Below are 14,467 nucleotides of genomic sequence, written 5' to 3' on the forward strand. Positions count from 1 at the left end.
GTAGACACACTTCGCGGGCAAATTCACGTATCTGCATGCAGGTTTTCGAGCTAAAGAACGCTTGGCGAAGGGAGATCAGGACCATGGATTTCGCGCTCACCGATCAGCAGGAAGCCATTCGCGACGCCATCGCCAAGATCTGCGAAGGCTTTCCCGACGCCTATTGGCTGAAGAAGGACCACGACGGCGGTTTCCCGCACGACTTCCACAAGGCGCTGGCGGACGCGGGCTGGCTCGGCATCTGCGTGCCGGAAGAGTATGGCGGCTCCGGGCTCGGCATCACGGAAGCTGCGATCATGATGCGCACCATTGCCGAGTCGGGTGCCGGCATGTCCGGTGCCTCGGCGGTGCACATCAACGTGTTCGGGCTCAACCCCGTCGTCGTGTTCGGCACCGAGGAGCAGCGCAGGCGCATGCTGCCGCCGATGGTCGAGGGCCGCGAGAAGGCGTGCTTCGCCGTCACCGAGCCCAACACCGGCCTCAACACCACCCAGCTCAAGACCCGCGCGGTCGCCAAGAACGACCGCTACATCGTCAATGGTCAAAAGGTGTGGATCTCGACGGCGCAGGTCGCGCACAAGATTTTGCTGCTGGCGCGCACCACGCCCCTGGAAGAGGTGCGCTCGCCCACCCACGGGCTCAGCCTGTTCTACACCGATTTCGACCGCAACAGGATCAAGGTCCACGAGATCGAAAAGATGGGCCGCAAGATCGTCGATTCCAACGAGCTGTTCTTCGAGGACTTCGAGATCCCGATGGAGGATCGCATCGGCGAGGAGGGCAAAGGCTTCGAGTACATCCTCGAAGGCATGAATCCGGAGCGCATTCTCATCGCGGCCGAGGCGGTCGGTTTGGGAAAACTCGCGCTGTCGCGCGCGACCGAATACGCCAAGACGCGAATCGTGTTCAACCGGCCGATCGGCAAGAACCAGGGCATCCAGCATCCGCTCGCGGTGAACTGGGTCGAGCTCGAGGCGGCCTGGCTGATGGTGATGTCGGCGGCCTGGCAATACGACAAGGGCATGCCCTGCGGCGCCGCGGCCAATGCCGCAAAATATCTGGCGGGCGAAGCGGGCTTCTCGGCCTGCGAACAGGCGGTGATGACCCATGGCGGCTTCGGCTACGCCAAGGAATTCCACGTCGAGCGCTATTTGCGCGAGGTGCTGATCCCGCGCATCGCGCCGGTCAGCCCGCAGCTTGCGCTCAGCTTCATCGCGGAAAAGGTGCTGGGGCTCGCGAAGTCGTACTGAACGGGTCTACTCGGCGGCGATCCGCTCCATTGCCATGGCGCGAAGCCTGGCGCGCTGGATCTTCACGCCATTGGCACTGTCGGTGACGGGGAAGGCGTCCACGACATAGATCCGCGCCGGCACCTTGTAGCCGGCGAGCCGCTCGCGCAGACGCGCGATCAGCGTCTCCTGGATGGGCGGCTCCGTTGTCGGGATCACGAAGGCGACGCAGCGCGCCTGGCCCTTGAGATCGATGGCGACGACCTGGGCGTCGGCGACGCCGGTGCAGGATTTGAGCTCGTCCTCGATCTCACCGGGCGCGACCAGGAAGCCGCCGAGCCGCATCGCATCGCCGGCGCGGGTCTCGTAGACGAACGACCCGTCGCCGCGCAGCCGGCCGATGTCGCCGGTCCGGAAGAAGCCGCCGGCGGTGATCGCCTCGCGCGTCGCCTCCGGATTGTTGAAGTAGCCGAGGAAGCGCGAGGGTGCGCTGATCTCGATCTCGCCGGAGACGCCGCTGGCCGCAAGTTCTCCGGTCTCGACATCGCGCACGCGGACTGTCGCCTCCGGCGACATCGGCCAGCCGCCGCCCTCGATCCGATCGGCAAAGGCATCACTGGGGCGGCCGATCGAGAACAGCGCCTGCACCTCGCTCGAACCGTAGAGGCCGAACAGCTTCATGCCGCGCGCTTCGGCTTCCACAGCCAGCTCGCGCCAGCCGGGCTGGAACGCGGCGAAGCCGCAGACTTCGAGATGCGGAAACGGGCGTGGCGCATCGGTGAGGGCGAGGATGCGCCGGAACATCTCGTCCGAGCCGAAGGAATGCGTGATGCGCTCCGTGCTGAGGATCTGCAGCGCCGGCGCTGCCTCGAAGGCATCGAGCACATGAATAGCTGCACCGGCGGCGAGGAAGCCGAGCAGGCTCGTCATGCCGAACGTGCCGCAGAACGGCAGCATCGCCAGCAGCGAATGACGGTGGGGGTCGAGCTGGAGCGCGTGGGCGACGGAGGCGGCGTGCGTCGCCAGCGTCCGCTGCGAATGCGCGACCAGCTTCGGCCCCTTGGTCGTCCCCGACGTGGTGTAGAGCAGCACGGGCAGGTCGACGTCATCCTGGATCGGCGGAGGGGGCGGGTAAGGCGTCTCGAACGCATCGAACCGCACGCAGGGCCAGCGTGCGGGGATCGCATCCGCGCCGACCACGGCCAGCCGTTGCAGCGCGGGCACCTCGGCCTCGGCGACATCGGCGAGGATGGCGGCAAAGTCGATCGCGCGGAATGCCGCCTCGACCACCATGAGCTTCGCGCCTGACAGCTTGAGCAGGTGCGCGACTTCCGCGCTGCGGTAGCGCGTGTTGACGGCGGCGACGATCGCACCGAGCCGTGCGGCGGCGAACAGCAGTGCCAGCCATTCGACTCGGTTGACCAGCCAGACCGCGACGACGTCCCCCTTGCCGATGCCTTGCGCGGCCAGCCAGGCGGCGGTCTGCTCGATCTTCGCCGAGAATTCCGCGCGAGACACGGCCTTGCCGTCGAAGACCAGGGCAGGGTCGGCGGCGGTCTTGATCCGGAGCAGCGATTGCAGCGAAAAATCGTTGGCACTCATGGCCATCGGACTAACCCGGTCGTGCAAACCTGTCTACTTGGTGCCGAACATCCGGTCGCCGGCGTCGCCCAGGCCTGGCACGATATAGCCGTGGTCGTTGAGCCGCTCGTCGATCGCGGCGGTCCAGATCGGCACGTCGGGATGCTCGCTCTGGAACTTGGCGATGCCTTCAGGGGCGGCCAGGAGGCAGACGAAGCGGATGTCGCGGGCGCCGCGCGCCTTGAGCAGGGAGGCGCCGGCGCAGGCCGAGTTGCCGGTCGCCAGCATCGGATCCATCAGGATCACGGTGCGGTCGGACAGGTCCTGCGGCGCCTTGAAGTAATATTCCACGGCCTGCAACGTCTCGGGGTCGCGGTAGAGCCCGATATGGGCGATGCGCGCCGAGGGCATTAGCGCCAGCATGCCGTCGAGGAAGCCGACGCCGGCGCGCAGGATCGGCGCCAGCGTGAGCTTCTTGCCGGCGATCTTGGGTGCCTGCATCGGCGCGATCGGCGTCTCGATGTCCACCAGCTCCAGCGGCAGGTCGCGCGTCACCTCGTAGGCCAGCAGCATCCCGATCTCGTTCAGGATCTCGCGAAAGCTCTTGGTCGAGCGGTCCTTCTCCCGCATCAGGGAGAGCTTGTGCTGGACCAGGGGGTGGGCGACGACGTTGACATTGCCTGTGCTCATGAAACCGCTCTACACGGTTCCGTGAAACTGCGCCAGATCGGCCAGGTAGTTTTAGGCAACGCCTTTTCCGCGGGATAGCCGGCCTCAACCGGGCAGCGCGACTGCGCTGCGCGCGCGGTTGCTTGCCTCATAGGCAGCATTGGTCAGCTCGCGGTCGATCGCCGCGCGCATGGCGTCCATGGCTCCCTGGCGCAGGCGCCGCTTTGCGGTGGCATGCGACGGCATGTGGATGGCGCGCAGGCCGGTGATGATCGTCTCGATCGTGGCGTCGACCATCTCAGGTGCAACCACGCGATCGAGAAAGCCGGCCGTCTGCGCCTCCTCGGGCTCGTACATCTCGCCAAGCGTGACGGTACGGCTGAGCCAGGCCGGATGCAGCCGGCTGCGCGCGAGCTCGATGGCAAAGCTGGGAGGCGCGATGCCGATCGCCACCTCGTTCAGCCCCATGCGGTGCGGTCCGCGCGCGCCCAGCCTGACGTCGCAGGCGAGCAGCAGGAACGTTCCCATCGGGTAAGCATGGCCCTCCATCACGCCGATGGTTGGATGCGGAAACGACATCAGCCGCAGCGCAAGCTCGGCGCCGGCCCGGACCATCTCCAGGCTCTTGGCAGCATCGCCCGAGGCGAACACTTTCAGATCGAAGCCCGCGGAAAAGATGCCTGGCCGGCCCGAGCGCAGCACCACGATCTCCGCCTCAGTCTCGGCGCGGTCGAAGGCGGCGCCGATCTCGCCCAGCATCGCGGCCGACATCACGTTGACCTTGCCGTCGTCGAGCCCGATCCGCGCCACGCCGTCGTTCAGTTCATAGGTCACTCTCTCAGGCATCTGCCTCTCTCCGTCATTGTCATGCCTTGACTGTCGGAGGCTGATGTAGACCAATCAATATAATTTCCGAGCGGAGGAGAGTGCCATGCCGGCCGTGCCGAAGCACCGTCAGCCCATCATCAATGCCGCGGTGACGCTATTCCGCCGCCAGGGATTTGCCCGCACCGGCCTCAACGACATCGTCGACGTCAGCGGCGCGCCGAAGGGGTCGCTCTATCACTACTTTCCGGACGGAAAATCCTCGATCGCGGTGGCGGCGGTGGAGGAGGCGGGCCGCCGCGTCGCGGCGACGGTCGCCGAGCTCGCGGCAGAGTGCGGCTCGACCGGCGAGCTCTTGCGCGCGCACGCCAGACTGCTGGCAGGCTGGATGCAGGGCTCCGGCTTCCGCAATGGCTGCCCGATCACGACCGTGCTGCTCGAGCTGGCGCCGCGCGAGCGCGCTGTCTCGGAAGCCGGCCGCAAGGCCTATGCGACGCGGCTATCGATCCTGCGTGACAAGCTGGTCGCCGACGGGTTTGCCAGGCCCCGGGCAGAGGCGCTGGCGGTGCTCTGCACGTCGGCGCTCCAGGGCGCGCTGATCCAGGCCCGCGTCGAGCGCAGCGGCCGGCCGATCGAGGTCACCGCGTCGGAGCTGGCGCGACTGATCGAGGCGGAGGTGAGGAGCTAGCCGCCGAGGCCGCGAAAGATCATCACGTCCGCAATGCCGGTCAGGCCTGGAGATGCCACATATGGATTGCGGTCCTCAGCGCGATCAGCGCGGTGAGCACGCTGCCCATCGACAGCATGGCCAACCCATGCAGGGCGATACGCTCGAGTCGAGCTTTGCGCAGCTTCGATATGGGCAACTGCTGTTCAGCCCTCAGACGGGGTCGCTCAAAGCCGAGAATCGGCGTCGGCATTTCTCGTGTCCTTTCAGATGCGTCTAGCGGGAATTGTGGCAGGCGACCGGCTCGTAAAGCGGATCCAGCATAGGGCGCACCGACGGAACGCTCGGCCGCGACACTTCGATGGCCAGCGTTCGGACTTCGACGAAGGCCGACAACAGAGAGAGCGCGAGGTCGGCATGGCGCGCATCGACCGCGGAATCCAGCCAGTCCGGCAGCTCGCGCTCGCGCGACAGCGCGCAATGCCACTCGCCGTCATCGTAGGCGATGCGGCGGACCTGCCACATCGGCAGCTCGAGCTCCAGCAGCGCCAGCGCCGCATCGGCCCAGGCTTCCGCATCGATCAGGCCCACGACGCGGGCTGCGCGTTCGCTCCGGCCCAGCGACGGCAAGCGTCGGCAGGCGCGACCGATGATGTCGAGCATCAGCGGCCGCGTCATTGAATGGGCCTTGCGCAGCTGCTCGGCGAGCGAGGGGAGATCGAGCGGGTGGAGAGCGGTCATATCAGGCCTCCTGGAATTGGCGTCGGTCAGTCGGCCGGCCTCGCCAAGATGGCCTGGAGGGCATTTGAAAACGAGAGAGGGTTCGGGTGAGAGATATAAGGATTCCATAAGCGGCCTCCTCAGGATGAGGCTCATCGGCGTCAGTGCCCGCTGAAACTATGGCCGCGCACTCCGCCCTCATCCTCAGGATCCCGCCCCAAGCGGGCGTCTCGAAGGATGGCTGCGGGGAAAGCTCTCAGGCGCGAGCCCTGCGCCGGGACGGGCCGGCCTTTATGAGATTCCTATAACGTCGCCATAGGTCTCATCTCGAAAACCTATGGGCGCGGTGGCACTTCAGCGCGGTGAAGTTCCCGCCCGTGCCGCGCTCGATCGCAGCAAGCGGCCCCGCCGGGATCCAGAGACGGGCTATGCCGGACATCGTCTCTCCTAAGGAGTATCGCCATGATGAACCTTTTGATGCTGGCGCTGGGCTTCCTCTTCTTTGCCCTCGCGATCGGCTACACCTATGCCTGCGAACGGCTGTGAGGGAGCGGGCCATGATCTTCGATTATGCGCTCGCCGGCGCCGTCTCGTTCGGCCTCCTGATCTATCTCACCTATGCACTGCTGCGGCCCGAGCGGTTCTGAGCCGTGTTGCTGCTCGCAAAATTGCTGCTGGCCGACGCTGCGCTCGTCGCGGGCCTGCTCGCGCTGCTCCTGCCGCTTTTGCGCCGGACCAAAAGCCTGAAGGGTTAATGCCATGACTGTGATCGGTTGGTTCCAGATCATTCTTTATTGCGCGATCGTGGTCGCGCTGACCAAGCCGCTCGGCTGGTACATGACGCGCGTGTTCAACGGCGAGCGCACCTTCCTGTCGCCCGTCCTGCGGCCGATCGAGGCCGGCATCTATTGGATCTCCGGCATCGACGAGAAGCGCGAGCAGCACTGGCTGACCTACACGGTCGCGATGCTGCTGTTTCATGTCGGTGGCTTCCTCATCATCTACGGCCTGATGCGGCTGCAGGCCGTGCTGCCGTTCAATCCAGCCGGCCAATCCGCGGTCGCCGAGGATCTGTCCTTCAACACCGCGATCTCCTTCATCACCAATACCAACTGGCAGAACTACGGCGGCGAGAGCACGCTGTCCTATCTGACCCAGATGGTCGGCCTGACGCACCAGAATTTCCTGTCGGCGGCCACCGGCATCGTGCTCGCCGTTGCCCTGATCCGCGGCTTTGCCCGCGCGTCCATGCGCACAATCGGCAACTTCTGGGTCGATGTGACCCGCTGCACGCTTTATATCCTGCTGCCGATCTGCGTCGTGTTCACTCTGTTCCTGGTCTGGCAGGGCATCCCGCAAACGCTTGGCGACTACGTCGAAGCGACCACGCTCGAGGGCGCCAAGCAGACCATCGCGGTCGGCCCGGTCGCCTCGCAGGTCGCGATCAAGATGCTCGGGACCAATGGCGGCGGCTTCTTCAATGCCAATGCCGCTCACCCCTTCGAGAACCCGACCGCGCTGTCGAACTTCGTGCAGATGCTGTCGATCTTCGTGCTCGGCGCGGCGCTCACCAACGTGTTCGGCCGCATGGTCGGCAACCAGCGCCAGGGCTGGGCGATCCTCGCCGTGATGGGCGTGCTGTTCGTCGCAGGCGTCGCCGTTTGCTATTGGGCTGAAGCCAGCGGCACCACGACCCTGCATGCACTCGGCCTGACCGGCGGCAACATGGAGGGCAAGGAAGTCCGCTTCGGCATCGTCGCGTCCTCGCTGTTCGCGGTGATCACCACCGCCGCGTCCTGCGGTGCCGTGAACGCCATGCACGACAGCTTCACCGCGCTCGGCGGCATGGTCCCGCTGATCAACATGGAGTTAGGGGAGATCATCGTCGGCGGCGTCGGCGCCGGCCTATACGGCATGCTGCTGTTCGTCGTTCTCGCGATCTTCGTCGCAGGCCTGATGGTCGGCCGTACGCCGGAATATGTCGGCAAGAAGATCGAGGCGCGCGAGGTCAAGATGGCGATGCTCGCGATCCTGATCCTGCCGCTGATGATCCTGGGCTGGTCGGCCGTCGCGGTCGTGCTGCCCACCGGCGTTGCCTCGATGGCGAATGCGGGCCCGCACGGCTTCTCGGAAGTGCTCTACGCCTATACGTCGCAGACCGCCAACAACGGCTCCGCCTTCGCCGGCCTGACCGGCAACACCCCGTTCTACAACCTGACGGGCGCATCCGCGATGTTCGTCGGCCGCTTCTTCATGATCGTGCCGGCGATGGCGATCGCAGGCTCGCTCGCGGCCAAGAAATCGATCCCGCCGTCGATGGGCACTTTCCCGACCACCGGAGGCCTGTTCGTCGGCCTCGTCGTCGGCGTCATCCTGATCATGGGCGGCCTGACCTTCTTCCCGGCGCTCGCACTCGGCCCCATCGTCGAGCATCTCGCAATGAACGCCGGCAACGTCTTCTGATCTCGCTTTTCGGAGTGACCTCCATGGAACCTGTCCACAAATCCAATAAGCGCATGCCGGTCTCGGCGATGCTGGATCCCAAGATCGTGATGCCGGCGATCGGCGCTGCCTTCACCAAGCTCGATCCGCGCGCCATGATCAAGAACCCTGTGATGTTCGTGGTCGAGATCGTGGCCGCGCTCACGACCGTGATCTTCCTGCGCGACCTCGTCACCGGCGGGGAGAATCTCGGCTTCACCTTCCAGATCATCCTCTGGCTGTGGTTCACCGTGCTGTTCGCCAATCTCGCCGAAGCCGTGGCCGAGGGCCGTGGCAAGGCGCAGGCCGAGACGCTGCGCAAGACCCGCACCGAGAGCCAGGCCAAGCTCCTGAGCGGCGCGGGCCGGGACTACAAGCTCGTGTCAGGCACGAGCCTGAAGGTCGGCGATCTCGTGCTGGCCGAGGCCGGCGACACCATTCCTTCCGACGGCGAGGTGGTCGAGGGCGTCGCCTCCGTCAACGAGGCCGCCATCACCGGCGAGTCCGCGCCCGTGATCCGCGAATCCGGCGGCGACCGTTCGGCGGTGACGGGCGGCACGCAGGTGCTGTCGGACTGGATCCGGGTGCGCATCACCGCCGCGCAGGGCTCGACCTTCATCGACCGCATGATCAAGCTGGTCGAGGGCGCCGAGCGGCAGAAGACGCCGAACGAGATCGCGCTCAACATCCTGCTCGCCGGCCTCACCATCATCTTCGTGTTCGCCACCGTGACGATCCCGAGCTACGCCGCCTATGCCGGCGGCTCGATCTCGGTGGTCGTGCTGGTGGCCCTGTTCGTGACGCTGATCCCGACCACGATCGGTGCGCTGTTGTCGGCGATCGGTATTGCCGGCATGGACCGCCTGGTGCGCTTCAATGTGCTGGCGATGTCGGGCCGCGCGGTCGAGGCCGCCGGCGACGTCGACACGCTGCTGCTCGACAAGACCGGCACCATCACGCTCGGCAATCGGCAGGCGACCGCCTTCCGTCCCGTGCGCGGCGTCGCCGAGCAGGAGCTGGCGGATGCCGCCCAGCTCGCCTCGCTCGCGGACGAGACGCCGGAAGGCCGCTCCATCGTCGTGCTGGCCAAGGAGAAGTACGGCATCCGCGGCCGCGACATGGCCGAATTGGGCGCGACCTTCGTGCCGTTCACGGCGCAGACCCGCATGAGCGGCGTCGACGCCGGCGGCTCGTCGGTGCGCAAGGGCGCGGTCGATGCCATCCTCAATTATATCGCCGGCGGGGCGCCGACCGCGATCTCCTCCGGTAATGCGGCACGGGCGATGCAGCCCGCGGCCCTATCCGAGGCGGGCCGCGAGATCAGCGCCATTGCCGACGAGGTCGCCAAATCGGGCGGCACGCCGCTGGCGGTCGCCAAGGACGGAAAGCTGCTCGGCATCGTCCAGCTCAAGGACATCGTCAAGGGCGGTATCCGCGAGCGTTTTGCCGAGCTGCGCCGCATGGGCATCCGCACCATCATGATCACCGGCGATAACCCGATGACGGCGGCCGCCATCGCCGCGGAAGCCGGCGTCGACGATTTCCTGGCGCAGGCAACGCCCGAGGACAAGCTGAAGCTGATCCGCGACGAGCAGGCCAAGGGCAAGCTGGTGGCGATGTGCGGCGACGGCACCAACGACGCGCCGGCGCTCGCCCAGGCCGACGTCGGCGTCGCCATGAACACCGGCACGCAAGCCGCCCGGGAGGCCGGCAACATGGTCGATCTCGACTCCAACCCGACCAAGCTGATCGAGGTGGTCGAGATCGGCAAGCAGCTCTTGATGACGCGCGGTGCGCTGACGACGTTCTCGATAGCCAACGACGTCGCCAAGTATTTTGCGATCATCCCGGCGATGTTCCTGGCGTTCTACCCTCAGCTCAACGTACTCAACGTCATGAACCTGTCGAGCCCGCAGAGCGCCATCCTGTCGGCGATCATCTTCAACGCGCTCGTCATCATCGCGCTGATCCCGCTCGCGCTGAAGGGCGTCGCCCATCGCGCCGTCGGTGCCGGCGCACTGCTCCGCCGCAACCTCCTGATCTACGGGCTCGGCGGCATCGTCATTCCCTTCATCGGCATCAAAGCGATCGATCTCGCGGTGACCGCCTTGCATTTGGCATAACCGGTCATTGCGAGGAGCTCTTGCGACGAAGCAATCCAGACTGCCTCCGTGGAAAAGACCCTGGATTGCTTCGCTTCGCTCGCAATGACGGAAGACATAGGAGACCCAGCATGCTCAGAGAAATCCGCCCCGCCATCGTCCTCTTGCTGGCGCTCACCGCCATCACGGGCCTTGCCTATCCGCTCGCAATGACCGGCATTGCCGGCGCGCTGTTTCCCGTGCAGGCGCAAGGCAGCCTGATCGAGAAAGACGGCAAGGTGATTGGCTCCGCCCTGATCGGGCAGGAGTTCAAGGACGACAAGTACTTCCACGGCCGCCCCTCGGCGACACTGGCGCCGGACCCGAATGATTCGACCAAGACGTTGCCCGCGCCCTACAACGCCGCCAATTCGGGCGGCTCCAATCTCGGTCCGACCAGCAAGGCGCTGGCCGACCGGCTGAAGGAAGATGTGGACAAGCTCAGGACCGAGAATCCGAACGCCTCGGTGCCGGTCGACCTGGTGACGACTTCGGCCAGCGGCCTCGACCCGAACATCTCGCCGGAAGCGGCGCAATTCCAGGTGCCGCGCGTCGCGAAGGCGCGCCATCTGCCCGAGGATCAGGTCAAGCAGCTCGTGACCGCCAGCATCGAAGGCCGCCTGCTCGGCCTGCTCGGCGAGCCCCGGGTTAACGTTCTGGCATTGAATCTTGCGCTCGATCGCATGGCCGCGAAGTAGCCGTCTAGGCTCGCAGTGGACGGGTGATTATACTGGCAAGATGGTCCGAGAGCGTCGCGATCCCGAACAACGTCCGTCCCCGGAGGCCCTGCTGGAAGCGGCGCGCCGGGAGGAGAGTGCGAGCGGCAGGCTGAAGATCTTCGTCGGCGCCGCTCCCGGCGTCGGCAAGACCTACGAGATGCTGCAAAGCGCCCAGGCCAAGCGCAAGGCCGGCATCGATGTCGTGGTCGGCTTCGTCGAGACTCATGGCCGCGCCGAGACCGAGGCGCTGGTGCGCGGCCTCGAAGTGGTCCCGCGCAAGCGGCTGGACTACCGCGGCCAGATCGTCGAGGAGATGGACCTCGACGCGGTGATCGCGCGGCGGCCGCAGATCGCGCTGGTCGACGAGCTCGCCCACACCAATGCGTCCGGAAGCCGCCATCCCAAGCGCTATCTCGACGTCGAGGAGCTGCTCTCGCACGGCATCGACGTCTACACCGCCGTCAACATCCAGCACATCGAGAGCCTGAACGACGTCGTTGCCCAGATCACCCATGTCCGGGTCCGCGAGACCGTGCCGGATTCGGTGTTCGACCGCGCCGACGCGATCGAGCTGATCGACCTCACGCCCGACGACCTGATCCAGCGCCTGAAGGAGGGCAAGGTCTATGTGCCCAAGCAGGCCGAGCGGGCGCTGGAGCATTATTTCTCGCCAGGCAATCTCACGGCGCTGCGCGAGCTCGCACTGCGGCGCACCGCCGAGCGGGTCGACGAGCAGCTGCTCAACCACATGCAGGCGAATGCGATTCCGGGGCCCTGGGCCGCGGGTGAGCGCATCCTGGTCTGCGTCAGCGAGGACCCGCGCGCGGCCGGCCTCGTGCGCTACACCAAGCGATTGGCCGACCGGCTGCATGCGCCGTTCACCGCGATTTCGATCGAGACGCGGCGATCGCTGCAATTGTCCGACGAGGAGCGCGATCGGCTGGCCGATACGCTGCGGCTCGCGGAATCGCTCGGCGGCGAAGCCTTGACCATTCCCGCCGTCGGCCGCCGCATCGCTGACGATCTCATCGGTTTCGCGCACGGCAACAACGTCACCCAGATCGTGATCGGCAAGTCGACGCGCTCGCGCTGGTTCGAGATGACGCGCGGCTCGGTCGTGCACGACTTGGTACGGCGTGCGGGCAATATCAGCGTTCACGTCATTCCCGGCAACGAGCTTTCCGGAGAGGCCGCGCCCAAGATGGCGGTGCAGACCGCCGCACGATCCGAGCCGTTCGATCCTTTGCCTTTTCTCAAGGCGCTTGGGATCGTGCTTGTGGGTCTCGGCGCTGCCAAGCTGATCCAGCCCTATTTCGGTATCGAGAACGTCGATCTCGTGCTGCTGACCTCGGTCGTCGCGGTTGCCGTGCGCTACGGCCTGTGGCCCTCGCTGCTGGCCACGGTGGCGGCTTCGCTCTGCTACAATTTCTTCTTCATCCCGCCGATCTACACCTTCACGATCACCGACCCGACCAATGTCGCCGCTTTCGTGCTGTTCATGGTGGTGGCGATGATCGTCTCCAATGTCGCGGCGCGCGTGCGCATCCAGGCCGACACCGCGATCGGCCGGATCAGGATGACCGAGCAGCTCTATGCCTTCAGCCGCAAGCTCGCCGGTACTGCCACGCTGGACGACGTCTTGTGGGCCAGTGCCTACCAGACCGCATTGATGCTCAAGGTCCGCGTGGTGCTGCTGTTGCCGGATGAAGGCCTGCTGACGGTGAAATCAGGCTATCCGCCCGAGGACGAGCTTGACCAGGCCGATCTTGCCGCCGCCAACTGGGCCTGGAGCAACGATCGTCCCGCCGGTCGCGGCTCGGATACCTTGCCGGGCGCCAAGCGGCTGTTTCTGCCGATGCGCACCGGGCGCGGCCCGATCGGCGTCATCGGCATCGACAACGATCGTACCGGCCCACTGCTGACGCCGGACCAGCGCCGGCTGCTCGATGCGCTGGTCGACCAGGGCGCGCTCGCGATCGAGCGTGTGCTGCTGGTCGAGGACATGGACCGCGTCAAGCGCACCGTCGAATCCGAGCGGCTGCGCTCGGCGCTGTTGACCTCGATCTCGCACGATCTGAAGACGCCGCTCGCCTCGGTGTTAGGGGCGGCCTCCACCATGCGCGATCTCGCCGGCGCGCTCTCGGACACCGAGAAGCGCGATTTGCTCGCCACCGTGATCGACGAATCCGAGCGGCTCAACCGCTTCATCGCCAATCTGCTCGACATGACCAAGCTCGAATCCGGCGCCATCGTGCCCAACACAGCGCTGCACGATCTCAGCGAGATCGTCGGCAGCGCGCTCCGGCGCGCCAGCAAGATCCTCAGCCGCCACAAGGTCGAGCTGGTGCTGGCCGCCGATCTGCCGATGCTCCAGCTCGACGCCGTGCTGTTCGAGCAGGTGCTGTTCAACCTGCTTGACAATGCCGCGAAATACGCGCCCCCCGAAACCACGATCTCGATCCGCGGCCGGCGCGACAGCGCTCATGTCGTGCTCGAGGTCGCCGACGAGGGCGCCGGCATTCCACCGGACGAGCTCGAGAGCGTGTTCGACAAGTTCTATCGCGTGCAGAAGGGCGATCACGTCCGTCCCGGCACCGGGCTCGGGCTTGCCATCTCGCGCGGCTTCGTCGAGGCGATGCGCGGCACGATCTCCGCCGCCAATCGCAGCGAGCGGAGCGGCGCGGTCCTCACCATTCGCCTGCCGGTTCCGGCAGAGAGCCACGCATTGGATACCGCCGCATGAGCGCTGCTCCGATCAAGGTCCTGGTCATCGACGACGAGCCGCCGATCCGCAAATTGCTGCGGATGGGACTGACGACCCAGGGCTACGAAATCCTGGAAGCGCCGAACGGCAAGACGGCGCTGGAGAAACTTGGCGAGGAGCCGGCGCTGATCATCCTCGATCTCGGCCTGCCCGACGTTCAGGGCCATGAGCTGCTCCGCACCATCCGCGCCCGCAACGACGGCGTGCCGATCGTGGTGCTGTCGAGCCGCGGCGACGAAGCCGGCAAGGTCCAGGCGCTCGATCTCGGCGCCGACGATTATCTCACCAAGCCGTTCGGCATGGAGGAGTTGCTGGCGCGCCTGCGCGCCGCGCTGCGCCACCAGCTTCAGGTCAAGGGCGAGCGTCCGGTGTTCCGCACCGGCGATCTCTCGGTCGATCTCGTTCGCCGCATCGTCAAGGTCGGGGATCGCGAGGTGAAGCTCTCGCCGAAGGAATACGATCTGTTGCGGGTGCTGGTGCAGCACGCCGGCAAGGTGCTCACCCACCGCTTCCTGCTGAAGGAGCTGTGGGACGAATTGACCGACGCGCAATATCTACGCGTCTATGTCCGCCAGCTTCGCCAGAAGATCGAAGCCGATCCGGAGCGGCCGCAATACGTGCTGACGGAGACGGGGATCGGGTATCGGCTGAAGGCGGGGGAATAGACCCCG

Annotated in this window: 13 protein-coding genes; 8 read left to right on the plus strand and 5 right to left on the minus strand. The window is 66.0% G+C overall.

Annotation, left to right across the window (positions count from 1 at the left end; translation table 11 throughout):
* The first annotated feature begins 83 nt into the window (after positions 1–83).
* The gene (locus tag ACTEK7_RS20770) at positions 84–1,250 is read left to right on the plus strand and encodes an acyl-CoA dehydrogenase family protein (protein WP_036007218.1); all 1,167 of its coding nucleotides are present in this window, start codon (positions 84–86) and stop codon (positions 1,248–1,250) included.
* Positions 1,251–1,256: 6 nt separating this feature from the next.
* On the opposite strand, the gene ACTEK7_RS20775 is transcribed toward ACTEK7_RS20770, so the two are convergent.
* The 3 genes from ACTEK7_RS20775 to ACTEK7_RS20785 form a co-directional block, all read right to left on the minus strand.
* Positions 1,257–2,831: an AMP-binding protein gene (locus ACTEK7_RS20775; RefSeq protein ID WP_225147059.1), complete on the minus strand. Its 1,575-nt coding sequence runs from the start codon at positions 2,829–2,831 to the stop codon at positions 1,257–1,259.
* A gap of 33 nt (positions 2,832–2,864) precedes the next feature.
* Positions 2,865–3,500 carry a uracil phosphoribosyltransferase gene (upp, locus tag ACTEK7_RS20780; RefSeq protein ID WP_036007202.1) on the minus strand — a complete coding sequence of 212 codons (636 nt, stop codon included), beginning with the start codon at positions 3,498–3,500 and terminating at the stop codon, positions 2,865–2,867.
* An 84-nt stretch (positions 3,501–3,584) separates the two neighbouring features.
* The gene (locus ACTEK7_RS20785; protein ID WP_225146843.1) at positions 3,585–4,325 is read right to left on the minus strand and encodes a crotonase/enoyl-CoA hydratase family protein; all 741 of its coding nucleotides are present in this window, start codon (positions 4,323–4,325) and stop codon (positions 3,585–3,587) included.
* A gap of 85 nt (positions 4,326–4,410) precedes the next feature.
* Here ACTEK7_RS20785 and ACTEK7_RS20790 point away from each other — a divergent pair, with 85 nt between their 5' ends.
* Positions 4,411–4,992: a TetR/AcrR family transcriptional regulator gene (locus ACTEK7_RS20790; protein ID WP_225146844.1), complete on the plus strand. Its 582-nt coding sequence runs from the start codon at positions 4,411–4,413 to the stop codon at positions 4,990–4,992.
* 40 nt (positions 4,993–5,032) lie between these two features.
* Here ACTEK7_RS20790 and ACTEK7_RS20795 read toward each other — a convergent pair whose 3' ends face one another.
* Positions 5,033–5,224, minus strand: coding sequence for a hypothetical protein (locus tag ACTEK7_RS20795; RefSeq protein ID WP_225139163.1), 192 nt, complete (start codon positions 5,222–5,224; stop codon positions 5,033–5,035).
* Positions 5,225–5,247: 23 nt separating this feature from the next.
* Positions 5,248–5,712: a hypothetical protein gene (locus tag ACTEK7_RS20800; protein WP_225146845.1), complete on the minus strand. Its 465-nt coding sequence runs from the start codon at positions 5,710–5,712 to the stop codon at positions 5,248–5,250.
* Positions 5,713–6,248: 536 nt separating this feature from the next.
* On the opposite strand from ACTEK7_RS20800, the gene ACTEK7_RS20805 reads away from it, so the two are divergent.
* The 6 genes from ACTEK7_RS20805 to ACTEK7_RS20830 all read left to right on the plus strand — a co-directional run bounded on the left by ACTEK7_RS20805 (position 6,249) and on the right by ACTEK7_RS20830 (position 14,461).
* Positions 6,249–6,338 (plus strand): K(+)-transporting ATPase subunit F, encoded by a 90-nt coding sequence (locus ACTEK7_RS20805; protein ID WP_035698142.1) that lies wholly within the window; start codon positions 6,249–6,251, stop codon positions 6,336–6,338.
* Positions 6,339–6,450: 112 nt separating this feature from the next.
* Entirely contained in the window at positions 6,451–8,154 is a 1,704-nt protein-coding gene (gene kdpA, locus ACTEK7_RS20810) for a potassium-transporting ATPase subunit KdpA (RefSeq protein WP_225146846.1), read from the plus strand.
* 23 nt (positions 8,155–8,177) lie between these two features.
* A complete protein-coding gene (gene kdpB / locus ACTEK7_RS20815; RefSeq protein WP_225146847.1) occupies positions 8,178–10,295 on the plus strand; it encodes a potassium-transporting ATPase subunit KdpB in 2,118 nt (705 codons plus the stop codon).
* Between the two features lie 110 nt (positions 10,296–10,405).
* Positions 10,406–11,011: a K(+)-transporting ATPase subunit C gene (locus ACTEK7_RS20820; RefSeq protein WP_225146848.1), complete on the plus strand. Its 606-nt coding sequence runs from the start codon at positions 10,406–10,408 to the stop codon at positions 11,009–11,011.
* Between the two features lie 40 nt (positions 11,012–11,051).
* Positions 11,052–13,775 (plus strand): sensor histidine kinase, encoded by a 2,724-nt coding sequence (locus ACTEK7_RS20825; RefSeq protein ID WP_225146849.1) that lies wholly within the window; start codon positions 11,052–11,054, stop codon positions 13,773–13,775.
* Positions 13,772–14,461 (plus strand): response regulator, encoded by a 690-nt coding sequence (locus ACTEK7_RS20830; RefSeq protein WP_157281792.1) that lies wholly within the window; start codon positions 13,772–13,774, stop codon positions 14,459–14,461. Before ACTEK7_RS20825 ends, ACTEK7_RS20830 begins: the two co-directional genes overlap by 4 nt.
* The last annotated feature ends 6 nt before the right edge of the window (positions 14,462–14,467 follow it).

The organism is Bradyrhizobium sp. JHI2711 (assembly GCF_056156565.1).